The sequence below is a fragment of the Rubrivivax rivuli genome, from assembly GCF_004016505.1.
In the GTDB taxonomy this organism is placed as follows: Bacteria; Pseudomonadota; Gammaproteobacteria; order Burkholderiales; family Burkholderiaceae_C; genus Rubrivivax; species Rubrivivax rivuli.
The window spans coordinates 475,703-498,059 of the sequence record NZ_SACR01000002.1 but is presented as its reverse complement, the minus strand read 5'-3'; the positions used below and the strand labels follow the sequence as shown (position 1 = coordinate 498,059).

Annotated in this window: 20 protein-coding genes; 12 read left to right on the top strand and 8 right to left on the bottom strand. The window is 70.4% G+C overall.

Annotated elements, in window-relative coordinates; all coding sequences use genetic code 11:
* Nucleotide 1 precedes the first annotated feature (1 nt).
* Entirely contained in the window at nt 2-1,792 is a 1,791-nt protein-coding gene (gene uraD / locus EOE66_RS06815) for a 2-oxo-4-hydroxy-4-carboxy-5-ureidoimidazoline decarboxylase (protein ID WP_128227910.1), read from the top strand.
* Nucleotides 1,789-3,024, top strand: coding sequence for a M20/M25/M40 family metallo-hydrolase (locus EOE66_RS06810; RefSeq protein WP_128227909.1), 1,236 nt, complete (start codon nt 1,789-1,791; stop codon nt 3,022-3,024). The genes uraD and EOE66_RS06810 overlap by 4 nt, the downstream gene beginning before the upstream one ends.
* A gap of 28 nt (nt 3,025-3,052) precedes the next feature.
* On the opposite strand, the gene bla is transcribed toward EOE66_RS06810, so the two are convergent.
* On the bottom strand, nt 3,053-3,943 hold the full coding sequence (bla, locus tag EOE66_RS06805) for a class A beta-lactamase (protein WP_164885012.1): 891 nt from the start codon (nt 3,941-3,943) through the stop codon (nt 3,053-3,055).
* 244 nt (nt 3,944-4,187) lie between these two features.
* Here bla and EOE66_RS06800 point away from each other — a divergent pair, with 244 nt between their 5' ends.
* The 10 genes from EOE66_RS06800 (at nt 4,188) to EOE66_RS06755 (ending at nt 15,004) form a co-directional block, all read left to right on the top strand.
* Nucleotides 4,188-5,225 carry an ABC transporter substrate-binding protein gene (locus tag EOE66_RS06800; protein ID WP_128228283.1) on the top strand — a complete coding sequence of 346 codons (1,038 nt, stop codon included), beginning with the start codon at nt 4,188-4,190 and terminating at the stop codon, nt 5,223-5,225.
* Nucleotides 5,226-5,231: 6 nt separating this feature from the next.
* The gene (locus tag EOE66_RS06795; protein ID WP_128227907.1) at nt 5,232-6,044 is read left to right on the top strand and encodes an ABC transporter ATP-binding protein; all 813 of its coding nucleotides are present in this window, start codon (nt 5,232-5,234) and stop codon (nt 6,042-6,044) included.
* Nucleotides 6,041-6,811 (top strand): ABC transporter permease, encoded by a 771-nt coding sequence (locus EOE66_RS06790; RefSeq protein WP_128227906.1) that lies wholly within the window; start codon nt 6,041-6,043, stop codon nt 6,809-6,811. The genes EOE66_RS06795 and EOE66_RS06790 overlap by 4 nt, the downstream gene beginning before the upstream one ends.
* A 30-nt stretch (nt 6,812-6,841) precedes the next feature.
* Entirely contained in the window at nt 6,842-7,684 is an 843-nt protein-coding gene (locus EOE66_RS06785; RefSeq protein ID WP_128227905.1) for an urease accessory protein UreD, read from the top strand.
* 60 nt (nt 7,685-7,744) lie between these two features.
* Nucleotides 7,745-9,361 (top strand): ExeA family protein, encoded by a 1,617-nt coding sequence (locus EOE66_RS06780; RefSeq protein WP_128227904.1) that lies wholly within the window; start codon nt 7,745-7,747, stop codon nt 9,359-9,361.
* A 9-nt stretch (nt 9,362-9,370) separates the two neighbouring features.
* Nucleotides 9,371-9,988, top strand: a complete 618-nt coding sequence (locus tag EOE66_RS22355; protein WP_128227903.1) for a general secretion pathway protein GspB — start codon at nt 9,371-9,373, stop codon at nt 9,986-9,988.
* A 98-nt stretch (nt 9,989-10,086) separates the two neighbouring features.
* Nucleotides 10,087-11,286, top strand: coding sequence for a right-handed parallel beta-helix repeat-containing protein (locus EOE66_RS06770; RefSeq protein ID WP_128227902.1), 1,200 nt, complete (start codon nt 10,087-10,089; stop codon nt 11,284-11,286).
* 45 nt (nt 11,287-11,331) lie between these two features.
* The gene (locus EOE66_RS06765) at nt 11,332-12,501 is read left to right on the top strand and encodes a trans-sulfuration enzyme family protein (protein ID WP_128227901.1); all 1,170 of its coding nucleotides are present in this window, start codon (nt 11,332-11,334) and stop codon (nt 12,499-12,501) included.
* A 78-nt stretch (nt 12,502-12,579) separates the two neighbouring features.
* Nucleotides 12,580-14,037 carry a glucose-6-phosphate dehydrogenase gene (zwf, locus tag EOE66_RS06760; protein ID WP_128227900.1) on the top strand — a complete coding sequence of 486 codons (1,458 nt, stop codon included), beginning with the start codon at nt 12,580-12,582 and terminating at the stop codon, nt 14,035-14,037.
* Nucleotides 14,038-14,074: 37 nt separating this feature from the next.
* A complete protein-coding gene (locus EOE66_RS06755; RefSeq protein ID WP_128228282.1) occupies nt 14,075-15,004 on the top strand; it encodes a MurR/RpiR family transcriptional regulator in 930 nt (309 codons plus the stop codon).
* On the opposite strand, the gene EOE66_RS06750 is transcribed toward EOE66_RS06755, so the two are convergent.
* The 7 genes from EOE66_RS06750 to EOE66_RS06720 form a co-directional block, all read right to left on the bottom strand.
* Nucleotides 14,956-15,234 carry an STAS domain-containing protein gene (locus EOE66_RS06750; protein ID WP_128227899.1) on the bottom strand — a complete coding sequence of 93 codons (279 nt, stop codon included), beginning with the start codon at nt 15,232-15,234 and terminating at the stop codon, nt 14,956-14,958. The genes EOE66_RS06755 and EOE66_RS06750 overlap by 49 nt on opposite strands.
* A gap of 11 nt (nt 15,235-15,245) precedes the next feature.
* Entirely contained in the window at nt 15,246-15,866 is a 621-nt protein-coding gene (locus EOE66_RS06745) for an MlaC/ttg2D family ABC transporter substrate-binding protein (protein ID WP_245478939.1), read from the bottom strand.
* A gap of 71 nt (nt 15,867-15,937) precedes the next feature.
* Nucleotides 15,938-16,744, bottom strand: a complete 807-nt coding sequence (locus tag EOE66_RS06740) for an MlaA family lipoprotein (protein WP_245478938.1) — start codon at nt 16,742-16,744, stop codon at nt 15,938-15,940.
* Entirely contained in the window at nt 16,741-17,247 is a 507-nt protein-coding gene (mlaD, locus tag EOE66_RS06735; protein ID WP_128227897.1) for an outer membrane lipid asymmetry maintenance protein MlaD, read from the bottom strand. The genes EOE66_RS06740 and mlaD overlap by 4 nt, the downstream gene beginning before the upstream one ends.
* A 30-nt stretch (nt 17,248-17,277) precedes the next feature.
* Nucleotides 17,278-18,060, bottom strand: a complete 783-nt coding sequence (gene mlaE, locus EOE66_RS06730) for a lipid asymmetry maintenance ABC transporter permease subunit MlaE (RefSeq protein WP_128227896.1) — start codon at nt 18,058-18,060, stop codon at nt 17,278-17,280.
* A complete protein-coding gene (locus EOE66_RS06725; protein WP_128227895.1) occupies nt 18,057-18,866 on the bottom strand; it encodes an ABC transporter ATP-binding protein in 810 nt (269 codons plus the stop codon). Before EOE66_RS06725 ends, mlaE begins: the two co-directional genes overlap by 4 nt.
* A 181-nt stretch (nt 18,867-19,047) precedes the next feature.
* On the bottom strand, nt 19,048-22,356 hold the full coding sequence (locus EOE66_RS06720; protein WP_128227894.1) for a pilus assembly protein: 3,309 nt from the start codon (nt 22,354-22,356) through the stop codon (nt 19,048-19,050).
* Nucleotide 22,357: the final 1 nt, after the last annotated feature.

The following is a 22,357-nucleotide window of genomic DNA, read 5'->3' as shown; positions in this document are numbered from 1 at the left end:
GATGAGCACCCCCCTGACGCTGGACCTGTTGAACGCCGCCGGCCGCGACGACTTCGTTGCGCTGCTGGCCGGCACCTATGAACACTCGCCCTGGGTGGCCGAGGCCGCGCATGCGCAACGCCCGGCCGAGGGTTTTGCGACGCTGGCGGCGCTGAAACACGCGCTGGCACAAGCCGTGCGGCAGGCCCCGCGTGCGCAGCAGCTGGCGTTGATCTGTGCCCACCCCGAGCTGGCCGGCAAGGCGGCGATCGCCGGTGAGCTGACGGCCGAAAGCACGAACGAGCAAAGCAAGGCCGGCCTCACCGCCTGCAGCCCCGAAGAGTTCGCGCGGCTGCAGCAGCTGAATGCCGACTACAAGGCCAAGTTCGGCTGGCCTTTCATCCTGGCCGTGCGCGGCCCGCGCGGGCTGGGCCTCACGCGCGCCGAGATCATCGCGGCCTTCCAGCGCCGCCTGGCCGGCCACCGCGACTTCGAATTCGCCGAGTGCCTGCGCCACATCCACCGCATCGCCGAGATCCGCCTGAACGACCGCTTCGGCCACGTGCCGGTGCTCGGTCAGCGCCTGTGGGACTGGGCCGAAGCCCTGGCCGCGCACAGCGACCCCGGCTTCAAGGAACAAGGCCAGCTCACGGTGACCTACCTCACCGAGGCCCACCGCGCCGTGGCTGCGCAGCTGCAGGCCTGGATGCACGAGGCCGGTTTCGACCACGTGCGCCTCGACGCCGTGGGCAACGTGGTGGGTGTCTACGAAGGCCAGCAGCCCGGCGCACGCCGCCTGCTCACCGGCAGCCACTTCGACACCGTGCGCAACGGCGGCAAGTACGACGGGCGGCTGGGCATCCTGGTGCCGATGGCGCTGGTGCGCGAGCTGCACGCGCAGGGCCGGCGCCTGCCTTTCGGCATCGAGGTGGTGGCTTTCTCGGAAGAAGAGGGTCAGCGCTACCCGGCCACCTTCCTGGGCAGCGGTGCGCTCACCGGCAGCTTCGTGCCCGCCTGGCTGGAACAGGCCGATGCCGAGGGCATCACCATGCGCCAGGCCCTGCAGGCCGCCGGGCTGCCCGGCACGCTGGAGAGCATCGTCGCGCTCCAGCGCGACCCGGCGCAGTACCTGGGTTTCGTGGAAGTGCACATCGAGCAGGGTCCGGTGCTCAACGAGCTGGACCTGCCGCTGGGTGTCGTCACGTCCATCAACGGCAGCCTGCGCTACCAGTGCACGGTGCAGGGCGTGGCCAGCCATGCCGGCACCACGCCCATGGACCGGCGGCGCGATGCGGCGTGCGCGGTGGCCGAGCTGGTGCTGTTTGTGGAGAAGCGCGCGGCAGCGGTGCCCGACGTCGTGGGCACCGTGGGCATGCTGCAGGTGCCGAACGGCTCCATCAACGTGGTGCCCGGCGCCTGCCACTTCAGCCTGGACCTGCGCGCCACCACCAACGCCGCGCGCGACGCCCTGGGCGCCGACGTGCTGGCCGAGCTGCAGCGCATCTGCGAACGCCGCGGCCTCACGCACAGCGTGGTGCCCACGCTGGCGGCCAACGCCGCGCCCAGCCACCCGGCGTGGCAGCAGCGCTGGGAGCGCGCGGTGGCCGCCCTGGGCTTGCCGGTCTACCGCCTGCCCAGCGGTGCCGGGCACGACGCGATGAAGCTGCACGAACGCATGCCGCAGGCCATGCTCTTCCTGCGCGGCGGCAACGCGGGCATCAGCCACAACCCGCTGGAAACCATCAGCGCCGACGACGCCGAGCTGTGTGCGCTGGCCTTCCAGAACCTGCTTGAAGACCTGGCCGCCGCATGACTGACCTGTACCAAGCTCTCGACACCTGGATCGCCGCGCACTTCGACGAAGAAGTGCGTTTCCTGCAGGCCCTGGTGCAAGTGCCCACCGACACCCCGCCCGGGAACAACGCGCCGCATGCCGAGCGCACCGCCGCGTTGCTGTCGGGCATGGGCTACACGGCCGAGGTGCACCCGGTGCCGGAGGCAGAAGTGCAGGCCTACGGTCTCCAAAGCCTGAGCAACCTGATCGTGCGGCAAGGCTTTGCCGAAGGCGGCCCGACCATCGCCCTCAACGCCCACGGCGACGTGGTGCCCCCCGGCGAAGGCTGGACGCATGGCCCTTACAGCGGCGAGGTGGCCGACGGCAAGCTCTACGGCCGCGCCTCGGCCGTGAGCAAGAGCGACTTCGCCACCTACACCTTCGCGCTGCGCGCCCTGCAGTCTCTGGGCGTGCCCTTGAAAGGCGCCGTGGAGCTGCACTTCACCTACGACGAAGAGTTCGGCGGCGAACTCGGCCCCGGCTGGCTGCTGCGCCGGGGCCTGACGAAACCCGACCTGCTGATCGCCGCCGGCTTCAGCTACCAGGTGGTGACGGCGCACAACGGCTGCCTGCAGCTGCAGGTGACGCTGCACGGCCTGGCCTCGCACGCCGCCTACCCGCACACTGGCGTGGACGCTTTGCAGGCCGCCAACCAGCTGCTGACGGCGCTGTACGCGCACAACGCGGTGCTGAAGACGCGTCTCTCGAAGGTGGCCGGCATCACCCACCCCTACCTGAACGTGGGCCGCATCGAAGGCGGCAGCAACACCAACGTGGTGCCCGGGCAGGTGACGATCAAGCTCGACCGCCGCATGATCCCCGAGGAAGACCCGGCGGCGGTGGAAGCCGAGGTGCGAGCGCTCATCGAGCAGACGGTGGCCGCCTGCCCCGGCATCCGCCTGGAGATCAAGCGCCTGCTGCTGGCCCACCCGCTGCAGCCGCTGCCTGGCAACGCGCCGCTTGTGGCGGCCATCCAGCGCCATGGGCAGGCGGTGTTCGGTGAAGCGATCCCGGTCTCGGGCACGCCGCTTTACACCGACGTGCGCCTTTACGGTGCCGTCGGCGTGCCGGCCGTGATCTACGGCGCCGGCCCGCGCACGGTGCTGGAAAGCAATGCCAAGCGCGCCGACGAGCACCTGGTGCTGAGCGACCTGCAAGGCGCCACGCGCGTGGTGGCGCGCACGCTGCTGGACTTGCTGCGCGCGGGCTGAGGTTTCCGCCGCCCGGCGCGGCGCGCGCTCAGGCCCCGGGCTGCCAGCGGCCGACCAGCCGGCCCACCTCGGCCAGCACCGCCTCGTCCTCGGGACGCATGCGGTCGCTGTCGCGGTGCCGGCTCTCGAAGTAGGCCGCCAGCAGCCAAGGTGCGCGCTGGGCGCCGGGCCAGATGATGGCCACGTCGTTGTAGCGGTCGGGCATCGTCGGGTGCATGCCGGTGCCGGTCTTGTCGCCGGCTTTCCAACCGGCGGGCAGGCCGGCACGCAGGCGCCGCGCGCCCGTTTGTGTGGCCACCATCCAGCCGATGAGCTGTTCGCGCCCGGCGGGGCTGAGCACCGGGCCCGTCAGGATGCGGGCGCCTGTGGCAGCGATGGCCGCCGGCGTGCTGGTGTCGCGCTCGTCGCCCGGCGCCACCACGTTCATCTCGGGCTCCCAGCGGTCGATGCGCGTGACCGCATCGCCCTGGCGGCGCAGCCAGGCGGTCAGCCCGGCCGGGCCGCCGAAGAGCTCGCGCAGCAGCAGGTTGGCGGCGGCGTTGTCGCTCGTCTCCTGGGTGGCCTGGGCCATCTGCAGCGCCGTGAGGCCGCCTTCGGCCAGGCGCTCGCGCAAGACCGGTGAAGGCGGTATCAGATCGGCCGCGGTGTAGGCGATGCGCCGGGTGCTCGGCCAAGCGCCGGCTTCGACGCGTTCGATCGTGGCCGCGGCCAGCAGCAGCTTGAAGCTGGAGCACAGGCCGAAGCGCGAGTCGGCGCGGTGGCCGGCGCTGGCGCCGCTGGCGGTGTCGAGAACGGCCACGCCCAGGCGGCCGCCACTGCGGGCTTCCAGCGCGGCCAGTTCGTTTTGCAGGGCCAGGCTGCGCAAGGGCTGCTGCGCGCGCGCAGGCAGCGGCGCAGCCAGGCCCAGCAAACTGCCCATCAGGGCGAGGCAGTGGCGGCGCGGCAGATGGGGCGGGCAGGGCGGATGGGGCATGGCGGTGCGTTCGGCGGGCTCGAAAGCCCGGATTCTGGTCGCCAGTGCCACCTTCTGGTGCACGGCACTGTGCATGGAACTTGCACAACCCTGTCTCAAGGCCCGGCGTCCTGGGCTGCTGCAGGAGAAGATGCCCATGTTCCGCACGTCCCCCGTTCCCAAGCTGGCGAAGTCGGCGAAGCTGCCGAAGATGCAGCGCCGCGGCTGGCTGCAACTGGCGGCCCCGCTGGTGGCCACGCTGCTGTCGCTGCCCACGCTGGTGTGCGCGCAGACCGCGCTGAAGTTCCAGCTCGACTGGCGCTTCGAAGGACCGGCCGCGCTTTTCCTGGCCAGCCAGGCCAAGGGTTACTACAAGGCCGCAGGCCTGGACGTGACGCTGGACGCCGGCAACGGCAGCGGCGGCACCGTCACGCGCGTGGCCAGCGGCGTGTACGACGTCGGATTCGCCGACATGGCGGCGCTGATGGAGTTCCACGCCAACAACCCCGAGGCGCCGAACAAGCCCGTGGCCGTGCTGATGGTCTACAACAACACGCCGGCCGCGGTGCTGGCGCTGAAGAAGAGCGGCATCAAGACCCCGGCCGACCTCAACGGCAAGAAGCTCGGCGCCACGGGCTTCGACGCCGGCCGCAAGGCCTTCCCCATCTTCGCCAAGGCCAACAAGGTCAGCGGCGTCACCTGGACCAGCATGGACCCGCCGCTGCGCGAGACCATGCTGGTGCGCGGCGACATCGACGCCATCACCGGCTTCAGCTTCACCAGCCTCTTGAACCTGGAGGCGCGTGGCGTCAAGGCCGAAGACGTGGTGGTGATGCCCTACCCGGCTTTCGGCGTGAAGCTCTACGGCAACGTGATCATCGCCAGCCCCAAGCTGATCAAGGAGAACCCGGCGGCGCTCAAGGCCTTCATCGGCGCCTTTCTGAAGGGGGCCAAGGAGGTGATGGCCAACCCGGATGCCGCCATCGAGTACGTGAAGGCCCGCGACGGCATCATCAACGTCGATCTGGAGAAGCGCCGCCTGCGCCTGGCCATCGATGCCGTGGTGGCCAGCCCTGATGCGCGCGCCGAAGGCTTCGGCGTGGTGGTGCCCGGCCGCCTGGCCCTGATGGCCAGCCAGGTGAGCGACGCCTTCGGCACCAAGACGCGCGTGGATCCGGCGGCGGTGTGGACCGACGCCTTCCTGCCCGCCAAGGCCGAGCTGAACATCCTGCCGCCGCTGAAGAAGTAGGCGGGCATGGCATCGTTCGTCGAGTTCGACAAGGTCTGGCTGGCCTACAACGACGAACTGCTCGCCAAGGAGCAGTTCGCCGTCGAGGACATCACGCTGAAGGTGGGCGAGGGCGAGTTCATCGCCATCGTGGGGCCGAGCGGCTGTGGCAAGAGCACCTTCATGAAGCTGGCCACCGGCCTGCGCCGGCCCAGCCGGGGCACCGTGGTCATCGACGGCAAGGAAGTGACCGGCCCGCTGAAGATCACCGGCATGGCCTTCCAGGCGCCGAGCCTGCTGCCCTGGCGCACCACGGTGCAGAACGTGATGCTGCCGCTGGAGATCGTGGAGCCCTACCGCAGCCAGTTCAAGTCGAAGAAGAAGGAGTTCGAGGCCAAGGCGCGCGCGCTGCTGCAGAGCGTGGGCCTGGGCGGCTACGAAGACAAGTTTCCGTGGCAGCTCTCGGGCGGCATGCAGCAGCGCGCCAGCATCTGCCGCGCGCTGGTGCACGAGCCCAAGATGCTGCTGCTCGATGAACCCTTCGGCGCACTCGACGCCTTCACGCGCGAAGAGCTGTGGTGCGCGCTGCGCGACCTGCACGCGGCGCAGAAGTTCAACGTCATCCTCGTCACGCACGACCTGCGCGAGAGCGTGTTCCTGGCCGACACCGTCTACTGCATGAGCCGCAGCCCGGGCCGTTTCGTCGTCAGGCGCGACATCGAACTGCCGCGCCCGCGGGACCTGGAAGTGACCTACACCCCGCAGTTCACCGACATCGTGCACGAGCTGCGCGGGCACATCGGCGCGATGCGAAAGACCGGCGTGGTCGTACCCCAATGAAGATCACCAAGAACGTCGAACGCTGGTCGCCGCTGATCCTGCTGGCCGCCTGCCTGCTGCTGTGGCAGGGGGTGGTGATGGGTTTCAGCGTGCCCGAGTACATCTTCCCGAGCCCGGTGCAGATCGCGCAGCAGTTCGTCGAGTTCACAGGCCCGCTGATGGAAGCGGCGTGGAAGACCTTCTGGGTGACGATGCTGGGCTTCGCCATCGCCATCGTGGTGGGCGTGCTGCTGGGCTTCTTGATCGGCAGCAGCCGGCTGGCCTACACCGCCATCTACCCGCTGATGGTGGCCTTCAATGCCGTGCCCAAGGCGGCGGTGGTGCCCATCCTCGTGGTGTGGTTCGGCATCGGGCTGGGGCCGGGCATCCTCACGGCCTTCCTCATCAGCTTCTTCCCCATCACGGTGAACATCGCCACCGGCCTGGCCACGCTGGAGCCCGAACTGGAAGACGTGCTGCGTGTGCTGGGTGCCCGGCGCTGGGACGTGCTGGTGAAGGTGGGCCTGCCGCGCTCGATGCCCTACTTCTACGGCAGCCTGAAGATCGCCATCACGCTGGCCTTCGTGGGCACGGTGCTGGCCGAGATGACGGCGGGTGATTCGGGCATCGGCTACCTGATGCAGAGCGCCGGCAGCCAGCAGCGCATGCCGCTGGCCTTTGCCGGGCTGGTGACCATCGGCGCGATGGCGATGGCGATGTACGAGCTGTTCAGCTGGGTGGAGAAACGCACCACCGGCTGGGCGCACCGCGGCAGCCAGGGCGAGTGAGGCTTTGGGGTGTAGCGGCATCATCGGCGCATGACTTCAGCTTCAGGCTGGCGCGGCGAACTGCGCCTGCGCTACCACCGCCGCGGCGAACGCACCGTCGCCTTCGACGCCCACACCGGCCCGCTGCGTGTGCTGCAGCCGCTCTACCCCGAGGGCGAGGGTGTGTGCCACCACGTGCTGGTGCACCCGCCTGGCGGCGTGGTGGGCGGCGACGAGCTGCACGTGCAGGTGCAGGCCGAGGCCGGCAGCCACGCGCTGCTGACGACGCCCGGCGCCACACGCTTCTACCGCAGCGAAGGCGCGCAGGCGCTGCAGCACACCCAGCTGCAACTGGCCGAAGGCGCGCGGTTCGAATGGCTGCCGATGGAGACCATCGCCTACAGCGGCTGCCAGGCCAGCAACCGCGTGACGGCCGAACTCGCGCCCGGCGCCGAGATGCTGGGCTGGGACGTGCTGGCCCTGGGCCTGGCGGCGGCCGGCCAGCCCTTCGAGCGGGGCGTGTTCAGCCAGCACTTGGAACTGCCGGGGCAGTGGATCGAAGGCGGCCGGATTGCGGCCGAAGATGCGACGCTGCTGCAAGGCCCGGTGGGCTGGGCCGGGCACACGGTGGCGGCCACGCTGTGGTTCGCGGCCGGCGCGCCACTGGCGCCGGCGCGCCGCGCGGCCTTGGTGGAGGCTGCTCGCGAGCTGCTTCCCAGCCACACGCTCGCGGCCACCGCGGGCGTCACGGCCCCGCAGGCCGGCGTGGTGGTGCTGCGCGTGCTGGCCGCACGCGTGGAGCCCGTGATGCAGCTCTTCACGGCCGTGCGCGCCGCCTGGCGGCAGCAGGCCTGGGCGCTGGCCGCGGTGCCGCCGCGCATCTGGAAGACCTGATCCGGCCGCGCCCCGCGCCCTGAACCGGGCCGCCCGGCCCGGCCGCTATCCTCGCGCCCCATGTACGCGTCGTTCTTCGGCCTCAGCAAAGAGCCTTTCTCGATCGCGCCCGACCCGCGTTTCCTGTTCATGAGCGAACAGCACCGCGAGGCGCTGGCGCACCTGCTCTACGGCCTGGGCGGTGGGGGCGGCTTCGTGCTGCTCACGGGCGAGGTCGGCGCGGGCAAGACCACGGTGTGCCGCTGCTTCCTGGAGCAGGTGCCCGCGCATTGCCGCGTGGCCTACATCTTCAACCCCAAGCTCAGCGTGGCCGAGCTGCTGCAGACGGTGTGCGGCGAGTTCGGCATTCCGCTGCCGGCGCAGGCCGACAGCGTGAAGGCGCATGTCGATGCGCTGAACGCCTTCTTGCTTGCAGGCCACGCGAAGGGCGAGCAGGCGGTGCTGGTCATCGACGAAGCGCAGAGCCTGAGCGCCGAGGTGCTGGAGCAGCTGCGCCTGCTCACCAACCTGGAGACGGCCGAGCGCAAGCTGCTGCAGATCATCCTCATCGGGCAGCCCGAGCTGCGCGAGATGGTCGCGCGGCCCGAGCTCGAGCAACTGGCGCAGCGCATCGTCGCGCGCTACCACCTCGGCCCGCTGAGCCTGGCCGAGACGCAGCAGTACATCCAGCACCGCCTCTCGGTGGCCGGGCCCAGCGCGCCGCTGCCCTTCAGCGCGGCGGCGCTGGCGCGCATCCATGCGCTCAGCGGCGGCGTGCCGCGGCGCATCAACCTGCTGGCCGACCGCGCGCTGCTGGGCGCCTACGCGCAGGGCCAGCCACGGGCCGAGCGCCGCACGGTGCAGCAGGCCGCGCAAGAGGTCTTCGGCCGCGGGCCCGCGCTGCCCGTGGCTTGGCGGTGGCCGGCCCTAGCCGGCGGCGTGGCGGTGCTGCTGGTGCTGGGCGCGGTGGGGCTGCTGCGCAAGCCGGCGGTGCCGGCGCCGGTGGTGGCGGCGGTGACGGGCACGGCCTCGCAGCCTGGCGCCAGTGCAGGCGGGGCAGCGCCTGCCCTGCCCGGGCCCGCACCGGCCAGCGCCCCGCCGCTGGCCGGCTCGGCCGAGCTGGGTGCGCTGTGGCGGGCTGCGCCTGTGCCGCCGGCCACGGCCTGGCGCGAGCTGGCGCTGCGCTGGAACGTGGCCATCGGCGACGGCGAACCCTGCGCTGCCGCCGCGCAGGCGCAGCTGGCGTGCTTCCGCAGCGGCTCGGGCGGCCTGGCCGTCGTGCGGCAGTTGGGGCGTCCGGGCTGGATCACGCTGCGCCGGCCTGAAGGCGGCAGCAGCGCAGCCTTGCTGGTGGCGCTGAACGACAGCCAGGCCACGCTGCAGGCCGGCGGGCAGACGGTGAGCTTGTCGCTGGCCACGCTGGCCGGTCTGTGGCCCGGCGATTTCGCGACGCTCTGGCGCCTGCCGCCTGGCTGGGCCGACAGCCCCGATGGCGGCGCCGACCCTGCCGCCCGCGCCTGGCTGGAGCAGGGCCTGCTGCGCGCCGGCATTGCCGCCGGGCCGACGTTGGCCGAGCGCGTGCGCCAGTTCCAGCGCGCCCAGGGCCTGCCGCCCGATGGCCGCGCCGGCCCGGTGACGGTGATGCGGCTGAACCGCCTTGCCGGTGTTCAAGAAGCCCGCCTCGCGGGCGAGAGCTGAAGCCCCGCGATGTCCTACATCCTCGAAGCCCTGCGCCGGTCGCAGGCCGAACGTGAACGCGGCCAGGTGCCCGGCCTGAACGCGCAGCCCGGCGCCGTGGCCGCCTTGCCGCCACGGCCCGAGGGGCCGCCCTGGCGCTGGGTGCTGCCGCTGGGCCTGCTGGCGTTGGGCGCGGTGCTGCTGGCTGTCTGGGCCTGGCGCAGCGCCGCGAAGCCGGTGCCGGCTGCCGCGCCGGCACCCGCCGTGGTGGCTGCCCCGCCGGCCGCCCCGCCTGCGCCGCTGCCGCTGGTGGTGTCGGCACCAACACCCACCGTGGGGGCCGACGCGCCCGCCGCCCCGGCGGCACCGGCCGTGGCCGACCGGCCCGCCGCCCCCGCCCCCGCCCCCGCCCCCGCCCCGCGCGCGCTGCGGCTGTCGGAGCTGACGGCCGAGCAACGGCGCGAGCTGCCCTCGATGTCGCTGGGCGGCTCGGTGTGGTCGGACAGCGCGCTCAGCCGCTTCGTCATCGTCAACGGCCAGGTCGTGCGCGAAGGCGAGACCGCCGCGCCCGGCGTGGTGGTCGACAGCATCGGCCCGAAGTCGGTGCGCCTGCGCTGGCGTGACATGCGCATCGAACTGGCGCTCTGAGATCTGCGGCCATCCCCGTGCTTCGGGGGAAGCACCTCGGGTGCGGGCCCTGCCGCGGGCCATACTCCGCGCCGATCAGAAATGGAGCGTGGGGTGAGATGAGGGCGGCGGGCGCAGCGTTGTGGTCGGGCAGCAGGCGGTGGGCGTGGTCACGCGGTGTCGCGCTGGGCCTGTGTGTCCTGGGCGCCTGCGCCGCTGCCATCGCCACGCCGGGCAACGCCTGGGTGGTGACGCCGGAAGGTGGCCCGGCGGCGCTGGCCGATGCGGTGGCCCGCGCCGCCGATGGCGACACCGTCGAACTCATGCCCGGTGAGTACAAGGGCAAGCTCTTGCTGGAGCAGCGCCGCCTGACCCTGCGCGGCACCGGCAAGGTGGTGGTGCAGGGGGCTGGCCAGCCCGGCGAGCACAAGGCGCTGTGGACGGTGCGTGGCGGCGAGGTGCTGATCGAGGGCATCGAGTTCCGGGGCGCGCGCGCCAAGGACGGCAGCGGAGCCGGCGTGCTGCTCGACGGCGGCAAGCTGACGCTGCGCAAGGTGCAGCTCTTCGACAACGAATACGGCCTGCTGGCCGTCAACAGCCCGCAGGCCGAGCTGACGATCGAGAACTGCGTCTTCGGCCAGGCGCCCAAGGTCGAGGGCGGGCTGCACCACCTGCTGAATGTCGGCCGCGTCGCCAAGCTGCGCATCACCGGCAGCCGCTTCCAGCAGGGTTTCGAGGGCCACCTCATCAAGAGCCGGGCGCGCGAGGCCTTCATCGCCTACAACTTCATCCACGACGGCGTGCGGGGCGGGGCCTCCTACGAGATCGAACTGGCCGCCGGCGGGCTGGCCACCGTCATCGGCAATGTCATCGGCCAGGGCGTGGACAGCCAGAACCGGGTGCTCTTGAGCTATGGCAACGAGGGTCGCGCCTGGGACCGCAACGAGCTCTACGTGGCCCACAACACCTTCGTGCATTACGGCTGGCTGCCGGCCTGGTTCATGCGCGTCTTCGACGACCGCGTCGGCCCCGACGTGCGCGTGCACGCCGTCAACAACCTGCTCGTCGGGCCGGGCGTGTTCTGGCTCGCGGCCCGCGGCGAGTTTGCGGGCAACCGCCACGTCACGCGCGGCATGCTGCAGGACATCTGGACCAACGGCTTCGAGCTGCCGCCGGGCGCGATGTGGCGCGACAAGGGCGTTGACCCGGGCAAGATCAACGGGCAAGACCTCCGTCCGCAGGCCGAGTTCGAGTGGCCCGTGGGCACGCGCGCGCTGCAGCCCGCGACGAGCTGGACGCCAGGCGCCTTCCAGCGATAGGCCGGGCCCCGCGCCGGCAGGGGGTGGCGGGCTACGATGCCGGGCATGAGCAAACCCCTGCACCCCGACAGCATCGCCGCCCAGGCCCTGGGCTGGATCGACGAAGCCACGCGCGCCATCACGCCGCCCATCCATGTCAGCAGCACCTACCTGCGCGACCCCGACAACCAGTACCGCAGCGGCCGCGTCTACGCGCGCGCCGACAACCCGGCCTACGACCAGGCCGAGGCCGTGATCAACACGCTGGAAGGCGGCCACCAGACCCTGCTCTTTGCCAGCGGCATGGCCGCGGCCACCGCCGTGTTCCAGGCCCTGCAGCCCGGCGACCACGTGCTGGCCCCCAAGGTCATGTACTGGAGCCTGCGCAACTGGCTCATGACATTCGCCACCGGCTGGGGCCTGCAGGTCGAGCTCATCGACATGACCGACCCGGCCACGGTGCAGGCCGCGCTGCGCCCGGGCAAGACCAGGCTCGTGTGGATCGAGACACCGGCCAACCCGCTGTGGAGCATCACCGACATCGCCGCCACCGCCAGCTTGGCGCACGAAGCCGGCGCGCTGCTGGCGGTGGACAGCACGGTGGCCACGCCGCTGCTCACGCAGCCGCTGTCGCTGGGCGCCGACCTGGTGATGCACGCCGCCACCAAGTACCTGAACGGGCACAGCGACTTGATCGCCGGCTGCCTCAGCACGCGCGCCGACAACGAACACTGGCAGCGTGTGCGCAAGGTGCGCGCGCAGGTGGGCGGCACGCTGGGCAGCTTCGAGGCCTGGCTGCTGCTGCGCGGCTTGCGCACGCTGCACCTGCGCGTGCGCGCGGCCTGCGCTTCGGCGCAGCGCATCGCCGAGCACTTCGACGGCCATGCGCTGGTGGCCGAGGTGCTCTACCCGGGCCTGCCCGGTTTCCCCGGCCACGCCATTGCCGCGCGGCAGATGCAGGGCGGCTTCGGCGGGATGATGTCGATCCGTGCGAAACACGGTGAAGCCGCGGCGATTGCCGTGGCGGCGCAGACGCAGCTCTGGAAACGCGCCACCTCGCTGGGCGGCACCGAGAGCCTGATCGAGCACCGCGCCAGCGTCGAAGGCGCCGGCACGCCCGCACCGGCCGACCTGCTGCGCCTGTCGGTGGGCATCGAGAACACGGAGGACCTGATCGCTGATCTGGAGCAGGCGCTGGCGGCCGCGGCGGCGGCCGTCGGGGCCGCCCCGCGTTGACCCGTCTCTGAAACGTCGGCATCATCAGGCCTGTAACTTAATTACAAGTCCTTCGGCCTGCAGCCGGGGGCGGCCCGCATGTCCTTCGACCTCGTCCTCTTCGGTGGCACTGGCGACCTCACCTGGCGCAAGCTGATGCCGGCCCTCTTCCAGGCCTGGCGTCACGGCAAACTGCCCGGTGGCGGCCGCATCCTGGCGGTGGCGCGCGACCAGCGCAGCGATGCCGAGTACCGCCAGTACATCCGCGAGCGTTTCACCGCGGTCGACGAGGCCAAGCAGCCCACCGAGGCCGAGTTCAACCAGTTCGCCGAACTGCTGCACTACCGGCGCATGGATCTGGCCCAGCCCGAGCACTACGCGGGGCTGAAACAGTGGCTGGACGCCCGCGGTGCCGACACCGTGGTGGTGTTCCTGGCCACCAGCCCGCACCTCTTCGTGCCCGTGTGCCAGCAGCTCGGCGCGGCCGGCATCAACGGCGAGAACGTGCGCTTGGTGCTGGAGAAGCCGCTGGGCCACGACCTCGCCAGTGCGCAGGCCATCAACCGCGCCGTGCGGGCCAGCTTCCGCGAAGAGCAGGCGCTGCGCATCGACCACTACCTCGGCAAACCCGCGGTGCAGAACCTGATGGCGCTGCGCTTCGGCAACGCCCTGTTCGAGCCGCTGTGGCGCCGCGAGAGCATCGCCAACATCCAGATCACCATGGCCGAGAGCATCGGCGTGGGCACGCGTGGCGACTTCTACGACAACACCGGCGCGCTGCGCGACATGGTGCAGAACCATGCGCTGCAGCTGCTGACGATGATCGCGATGGAGCCGCCCTCCACCAGCGACGCCGACGCCATCCGCGACGAGAAGCTCAAGGTGTTGCGCTCGCTCAAGCCCTTCACGCCCGAGAGCGTGGCGCGCGACGTGGTGCGTGGCCAGTACAAGGCCGGCACGGTGGATGGCAAGCCTGTGGCGGGCTACCTCGACGAGCAGAAGGTCCCTGCCGGCAGCGCCTGCGAAACCTTCGTCGCGCTGCGCACCGAGGTGCAGAACTGGCGCTGGGCCGGCGTGCCCTTCTACCTGCGCACCGGCAAGCGCCTGCCGGCGCGTGACGCGCACATCGTCGTGAACTTCCGCGAAGTGCCGCACCCGATCTTCCCGGGCACGCGCCGGGCCAACAAGCTGGTGATCAAGCTGCAGCCCGAAGACGGGCTCGAGCTGCACCTGCTGGCGGCCAAGGGCGGCGGCGCTTCCCTGAACGGCCAGGAGATCCTCTCGCCGGTGTCGCTGGACCTCGATTTCGACAAGGCCTTCCCGAGCGAGCGCGTGGGGGGCTACGAGCGCCTGCTGCTCGATGCCATCGCCGGGCGCCTGAACCTCTTCGTCCGCAGCGACGAACAAGAGCAGGCCTGGCGCTGGGTGGAGCCCATCCTCAAGGCCTGGGCCGACGACCCCACCGGCCCGCGCCCCTACAGCGCCGGCAGCTGGGGCCCGGCCGCGGCCAGCGCGCTTGTGGCGCGCGACGGCGGTGCCTGGGCGGAAGAGCTTTGAGCGCAGCTTCAGCCTGGAGCCCGGCATGAGCACCGGCATGCTCGACCGCATCCGCGCTTCGATCCCGGCGCTGCCGCCGGCCGAGCAGCGCGTGGCCAAGCTGCTGATGGCCGACCCGCGCGGCTTCGCCACGCTGCCCGTGGTGGAACTGGCCGAGCGTGCGCATGTCAGCAAGCCCACCGTGGTGCGCTTCTGCCGCAGCATCGGCTACGACGGCCTGGCCGACTTCAAGCTCAAGCTGGCCGGCAGCGTCAACGAAGGCGTGCCCTTCGTGCACCGCGCCGTGGACGACGACGACAAGGCCGGCGACATCGTCGTGAAGGTCATCGACAACGCGGTGGCCGCGATGCTGCGCTACCGCAACGCCGCGGCCAGCCAGAGCGTGGAGCGCGCCATCGAGGCCTTGGCCGAGGCCTGCCGCCAGGGCCGGCGCATCGAGTTCTACGGCGTGGGCAACAGCGGCATCGTGGCGCAGGACGCGCAGCACAAGTTCTTCCGCCTGGGCGTGATGGCGGCGGCCGTGAGCGACGGCCACATGCAGGTGATGAGCGTGACCATGCTCAGGCCTGGCGATTGCGCGGTGATCATCAGCAACTCCGGCCGCAGCCGCGACCTGCTCGACGTGGCCGAGATCGCGCGGCGCAAGGGCGCCACCGTCATCGCCATCACGGCCAGCGGCTCACCGCTCGCGCTGGAATGCCGTGTGGGTGCGAACCACATCCTGTTGGCGGCCGACCACCCGGAGGACGCCGACCGCTACAGCCCGATGGTCTCGCGGTTGCTGCACCTCTTGATCGTCGACATTCTCACCACGGGCGTGGCGCTGCGCCTGGGCTCGGCGGGCCTGCGGCCCATGCTGCAGGAGATCAAGAAGAACCTGCGCCAGAAACGCTATGCCGCGCTCAGCGGCACCGCGGCTCAGGACGCGGCCGAAGGCGACAGCGCCAGCAGTTCTTCCACGCCATAGAGCGCGGCCAGTTGCTGCAACTGCTGCGGCGCCCCGCTGACACTGAAGCCGCGCCCCGCGGCCTGCGCGGCACGGCGCGCCTGCATCAGCAATGCGATGGTGGCGGTGTCGTAGGCCGTCAGGGCGGAGGCGTCGACCGTGAAGGTGCCGCTGCCGCCAGACACGGCGCTCGGCAGGGCGGCGGCCAGTTCTGCCACCTTCGTCAACGTGGCGTCGGCGGGCAGTTGCATCGCCAGGCGCCTTACTTGGCCGCGGCCTTGTTGCGCTCGGCCAGCGTGTTGATCAGGCCGTCGATGCCGCCTTTGCCCAGTTCGGTGGCGAACTGCGAGCGGTAGTTCTGCACCAGCCAGATGCCACCGACGTTCACGTCGATGATCTTCCACACCTCACCGGCCTTGTCGAGGCGGTAGTCGAGCTTGATCGGTTCGCCCGAGCCCTTGACCTCGCTCTGCACGATGACCTGCGTGCTGCCCGGCGTGGGCAGGGTGCGCGTGATGGAGACGGTCTGGTCCTTCAATTGCGTCAGCGCGCCGGCGTACAGGCGCAGCAGCAGGGTCTTGAACTCGGCTTGCAGGCGGGTGCGCTGTTCGGGCGTGGCGCTGCGCCACTGCGGGCCCACGGCGGAGCGCGTGGCGACTTCGAAGTTCACGCTGGGCATGACCTTGCTGTCGACCAGGGCCGTGATGCGCGCCATGTCGCCGGCCTGGATGGCCTTGTCGGTCTTGGCGACGTCGATGACCTCGGTGGAGATCTGGCGCACCAGCGCGTCGGGCGTCTGGCTGGCGTGCGCCGGGGCCGCGAGCACGGTGACGGCGCCCGCGAAGGCGGCCAGGGCGGTGGTGTTCAGCAGGTTCGGGACCATGTTCATTCCTTCTCAAGTGCGGGCCGCGCGGTCAGGGGCCCGGGGTTTCGACCCCGCCCGACCGTGGAGGTTCAACGCGCGGCGGAAGCAGGTTTGGCGGCAGGTGCCGCAGAAGCCGCGGCGGCAGCGGGCCTGGCCGCAGGTGATTCGGGTTCGTCGTCGAAGGTCTCCATCGGCGGCGCACCGTCGTAGAGCGCATCGCGGCGGCGCGACAGGTAGGCATCGCGCAGGAAGCTGTACTTGTCGATGGCGACGCTGTCGACGAAGTTGCCGGCCTGCAGCAGGTTGGTGCGCGTGTTCAGCAGTTCCAGCGCAGTGATGGTGTACTGCTCGGCGGCGCCCGAAGGCAGCACCGAGGGCGAGACCTGCCGGTCGGCGAAGTAGCCGACACTGTCGCGCAGCGTCGAGGGGCCCAGGAAGGGCAGCACGACGAAGGGGCCCGTGGGCACGCCCCACATGCCCAGGGTCTGGCCGAAATCTTCCGAGCGGCGCACCAGGCCCATCTCGGTGGCCGGGTCCATCACGCCGAGCGCACCGAACACCGTGTTGGTGATCACGCGCATGCCCATCTCGGCACCCGTGCGGAACTTGCCCTGCAGGAAGTGGTTGGCCGTGGACCAGACGTCGTAGAAGTTGCCCAGCACGTTGTTGATGCTGGTGCGCACGAAGACCGGCACGACATCGCGGTAGGTTTCGGCCACGGGCTTGAGCACCGCGCGGTCGACCTTGTCATTGAAGGCGAAGACGCGGCGGTTCCAGCTTTCCATCGGGTCGGCCGTGGGGCCGGCGGCGCTGGGTGGGACGGTGGCGCAACCCGCCAGCACCACCAGGGCCGCCGTGGCCGCGGCCGCGCGCACGCCCAGGTGCCGGGCATTCACTTCGCGGGCTCCGCGGCGGCCGGGGCTGCACCCGTTGCGGGCGCGGCCGGCGTTTCGGCCTTGCTGCTGAGGAACTGGCCGATGAGGTTTTCCAGCACCACGGCCGATTGCGTCTGCGGCACCAGCGCGCCGGCGGTGAGGTTGGCATCGTCGCCGCCGGGCTCCAGGCCGATGTACTGGTCGCCCAGCAGGCCGGCGGTGAGGATCTTTGCGGCCGAGTCCTTCGGAAACTGGTAGACGCGGTCGATCTCCATCGTCACCACGCCCTGGTAGGTCTTGCTGTCGAGCTGGATGCCCGTGACGCGGCCCACGGTCACGCCCGCGGTGCGCACCGGCGCGCGCACCTTCAGGCCGCCGATGTTGTCGAAGTTGGCCTTCAGCGTGTAGGTGTCGCCACCGCCCACGCTGCCCAGGTTGGCGGCCTTCATGGCCAGGAACACCAGCCCGGCCATGCCCAGCAGCACGAAGAACCCGACGAGGGTTTCGATGCTTCGTTTGCCCATGCGATAAAGCTCCTGAATCCTGTTGCGCCGTCAGGGCGTGGAGAACATCAATGCGGTCAGCACGAAGTCCATGCCCAGCACCCACAGCGAAGAGATGACCACCGTGCGGGTGGTGGCGTAGGCCACGCCCTCGGGCGTGGCTTCGGTCTCGAAGCCCTGGTACAGCGCCACCAGCGTGCAGATGACGCCGAAGACGGCGGCCTTCACGAGACCGTTGCCGACATCGCGGAACACGTCCACGCGCGTCTGCATGATCGACCAGAAGTTGCCCGCGTCCACGCCGATCAGCAGCACCGCCACGACGTAGGCCCCGAGAATGCCCACCGCCGAGAACAGCACGGCCAGGATGGGCATGGAGACGATGCCGCCGATGAAGCGCGGCGCCAGCACCCGCACCTTGGGGTCGATGGCCATCAGTTCCATCGCGGCGATCTGCTCGCCGGCCTTCATCAGGCCGATCTCGGCCGTCAGCGAGGTGCCGGCGCGCCCGGCGAACAGCAGCGCCGTCACCACCGGCCCGAGTTCACGCACCAGCGCCAGGTTCACGATGAGGCCCAGGCTCTCGGCCGCGCCGTAGGTGACCAGCGCGTAGTACATCTGCAGCGCCAGCACGAAACCCACCGCCAGGCCCGAGGCCAGGATGATGATGAGGCTGCGGTTGCCGATGGCGTAGACCTGCGCCACCACGAGGCCGAAGCGCCGCAGCGAGGCCGGCAATGCGCGCAGCACCTCCAGGAAGAAGAAGGCCGCATGGCCCCAGCCACGGAACTGGTCGAGCGTGCGGGCGCCCAGCTGTTGCAGGAAGGTGGTCATGGCGCCACCCCGAAGTCGGCCGCGATCTCGGGCGCGGGGTAGTGGAACTTCACCGGGCCGTCGGGTTCACCGCGCACGAACTGGCGCGTCTCGGGGTCCATGCTGTCCATCAGTTCCTTGGGCGTGCCCTGGGCCACGATGCGGCCGCCGGTGGCCATCAGCACCACGTAGTCGGCGATCGCCATGCACTCGGGCACGTCGTGGCTGATGACGAGGCTGGTGGCGCCTGTCACGTCGTTGAGCGTGCGGATGAGCTTGGCGGCCACGCCCATGCTGATGAGGTCGAGGCCCGCGAAGGGCTCGTCGTACATGATGAGCTCGGGGTCGAGCGCGATGGCGCGGGCCAGCGCGATGCGGCGCGCCATGCCGCCCGAGACCTCGGAGATGCGCAACCCGGCCGCACCCCGCAGGCCCACCGCATTGAGCTTCATCAGCACGATGTCGCGGATCATGGCCTCGGGCAGCTGCGTGTGCTCGCGCAGCGGGAAGGCTACGTTGTCGAAGACGCTGAGGTCGGTGAAGAGCGCGCCGAACTGGAAGAGCATGCCCAGGCGGCGGCGCAGGCGGTAGAGCTGGGCGCGATCGCGGGTGTCGACCACCTCGCCGTCGAAGATGACGCGGCCGCTGTCGGGGCGGTGCACGCCGCCGATCAGGCGCATCAGCGTGGTCTTGCCGCAGCCCGATCCACCGAGGATGGCGGTGACCTGGCCCCGCGGGAACTTCAAGGAGATGTCCTTGAGGATCGTGCGGCTGCTGTCGTAGCCGAACGTGACGCGGTCGATCTCGATGAAGGGCGTGGTGGTCAAGCGGGGCAGCGCCCGAGCGTGCTCAGGCGGTCGTGGCCGATGTGATGGGCGCAGATTGTGGCATGCAGCCCTGGTAAGCAAGGGTTACCCCGAGGGGCGGGGTGACGAGCTGCCAGGGCGTGGGCACGAAGTGCAGCCCGCCGGGCCCAGACGGCGGGCCGGCGGCTGCCGGCTCTGGTCTTCAGTTCACGGGCCGCCAGTAGATGCGGCGCCATTGGGCCGCGGTCGAGGCAGGCTCCGGCACCTCGGGTGCCCGCACCGTCTTGTCGGACATGCGGATCAGCGCGCGTTTGCCGGCCGAGGTGGTGACGATCACGGGGCGGCTGGCCAGGGCATAGCCCAGGAAATAGCCCGCGTCGTAGTAGGTGTTGCCGCCGACGTTGCGCACCACGGCGCCGCCGGTGGCGCCGTTCAGCGCCAAGAACCACGAGCGGCCGCCCGGGTCGCACTGCACGTTGGTGGGGATGTTGACGGTGAGCGTGAGCGTGCCGCTGCTGGTGAGCGCGGGCTTGCTGACGATGCGGCCGTTGATCATGTGGCGGCCTGCAGGCGTGCTGGAGGTCGGCAGATCGAGGTACCAGCCGCGCCCCGAGCCCAGATCGACCGCGTGCGTGGTGGCCTGGTAGGTGTCGGTGCTGCTGTTGTAGGTGAGCGCCTGGCAGACCAGCGAGCCGTTGCCGCCACCGGCGGGGCAGTTGCTGCCGTTGGTGCCGCGCATGTTGGTGATGCGCGCTGCCACGCCGGTGAGCGTGACGTCATCCACCAGGCCGTAGATGCTCTGTCGCTGCGTGGCCTCTGCATTGGCGCCGGTGCCCGGAACATCGGCATCGGCCAGGTAGCGCCCGGTGCCGAGTTGCACCACGAAGCGCGTGGTGCTGCCCGAGACCTGGCTCACCTCGGGGGCGGAGGTCACGGGCTGGGCCAGCGAGCCGCCATCGTCCACCAGCGAGGCGATGAGCACGGCGGCGCTGCTGCCGCTGCCCGTGATGTCGAAGCGCCAGACGTTGCCCAGGTTGTCGGCGCCCCAGACGTAGGAGGTGTCGGCGTCCGGCGCGACGTTCGCCAGCTTGCCCAGGTGCGCGAGGCCCGAGCCGGTGACGCCGGTGTCGATGGTCTTCACGATGCTGCCATCGGCTGCGTTGAGCACCCAGACCCGGCCCGACACCGACGCATCGAAACCCGAGGCCACCACCACGCGCCAGGTGCCGCCCACCTTCACGATCAAGGGCGTGCCGAAGGAATAGCCCATGCCCGAGGGGCTGACTTCCCATTTCACCTTGCTGGCGGCGTCGGCCTCGGAGCTGGCGGTGTAGCTGGAGATGTCGAGGGCGTAGTAGCCGCGGCCGCCCTTGCCCAGGCCGCCGACGAGCAGCTTGCTCATGCCGCCCAGACCCGTCACGTCGGCTGCAGCCGGCGTGCCGTCGATGTAGTAGCGGTGGGTGTAGTTGACGTTGGTCAGTTCGGACAGCGTGCCGTGCAGGAGCTTGGGGACATAGGCCCACAGTTCCTGGCCTCGGGTGGCCACCGAGGCGTCGGTGCGCCCGTCCACCACGTGCAGCATGCCGTCGTTGGCGCCCTGGAAGACGATGGGCACGTTGCCGGCGTAGTTCACCACCACCGGTTCGGCGTTGATGATGTCGCCGAGCACATCCTGGCGCTGGCGAAACGTGGTGCCTTCGCCCGTGCGGTCGCCGCGCAGGTAGTTGATGACGGCGCCCGTCAGCGAGGCCGGTTTGCCGGTGTAGGCCAGGGTGTCCCTGAAGACGACCCCGGCCGTGCCGTTGAAGGTGGCGATCTTGCGGCTGTTGGGGGTCTGCGCGGCGAGCCGTTCGCGCAGCGACCAGATGTCGGCACCCGTCTGCAGGCCGGTGCTGGTGTCCAGCGAATAGGCGGCGAGATCGCCGTACCACGAGCCCGAGTTGTAGCTGGAGGCATAGCCCACGTTGTTCAGCGTGATCTGCGCGTTCGCCACCGCAACGGCCGCAGCGGCAGCGTCCTTCGCGAAGGCGTCGGTGATCACGCGCTGGAAGGCAGCGGTCAGAGAGGTGCCGTCAGCCGCATTGAGGAACAGGCCGCCACCCTGCGCGGCCGTGTTGATCAGCAGCGGGTCGTTCTCCACCGCCTCGTCGGCGAAGCCGATGGTGTAGGTCAGCAGGTTGTTCTTCTTCGGCCGCGTCGTCGGGTTGGGCGACAGGAGGTCCGGGCGCAGGTCCACGTCGAACAGCGCCTTCGCGATGTCGTCCAGGTAATCCGAACCCACCTGCGAACCGCTGACGCTCTCATAGGGCAAGCGCGCCGTCTTGCGGTCCCAGTTGGCGATGGCGGTCGACTCGGTGCCGCCGACGCAGTTGGCCGCCAGGGGGCCCTTGCAGTCGCCGTCGTAGTCGCGCAGGTACTCGTTGCGGTTGAAGCTTCGGTCGTAGGTGGGGCGTCCGTCGGTCACGAGGAAGGCGTAGGAGCGCTGGCACCACTGCTGAATGGGCTTCTGCGCCTCGGTGGCGGACGTGCTGCTGCACGACACCGGTGTGCCCGCCAGGCAGGCGTTGGTGCCCAGCGCGGTGGTGTCCGTGCCGTTCTTCTTGAAGAAGTTGTCGATGTTGACGCCGCTGACACTGCCGGCCGTGATGTTGCCGTTGTAGCCGGTGGACATGTAGCGGCCGATGTCGGCGAGCGTGGTGGCCAGCGGCGTGAAGCCGGAGGGCTCGGCCAAGGTCGGGATGGTGGTGCCCGTGAGCGTGCTGCGCGCAGCGCTGGTCAGGTCGCTCATCGCGTACCTCAGCGCACCGCCGCCGTTGCCTCCTGAGGCATAGGTGCTGAGGCCCACGCGCACCAGCGGGGCGCCGCCCACGGTGGCCGGCACCGGCAGGCCGCCGATGACGGCGATGGCGGAACGCTTGGCCACTTCCCACCGGTTGCTGGCCAGGGCACCCGAAGTGAGCCTCTTGCGTGCGGCACTGCCCGTGGGCCAGCCGCTGCCCGGGCCGTCGTAGACGCCGAAATACCAGTTCAGGAAGTGCCCGGTGTAGCGGCCCGTGGTCGTGCCCACGTCGCTGGTGCCCACCAGCCTGGCGGGATAGGTCGCGGTGTTGTTGAAGCAGCGGCCCGTGCCCGAACCCAGGCTGACATGGCGGAAGTTGGTGGTGGACGAACCGACCCGGAACTGGGGGATGCCGCTCGGGGTGCCGCTGGTGGTCACGTTCAAGGTGATCAGCGAGCCGGCCGCGATGGTCTGTGCCGCGGTGCAGGTGAAGCTGTAGGTGGCCGTCTCGCTGTAGGGGGCGTCGGGCACGACGTGCAGCATCGAGCCCGAACTGTCCAGCATGAACATGAAGTTGGCCGGCACGTTGTTCTTCACGGCCATCGGCACGTCGTTGATGCTCTGCGCCTGTGCAGGGCCGGCGAGCAGCAGTGCAGCAATGAACAGGGCACCGACGGCGTGGACCGCCGTGGCCGGACGGCCCGCGAAGGTGCAGTGAGACGTAGGCATCATG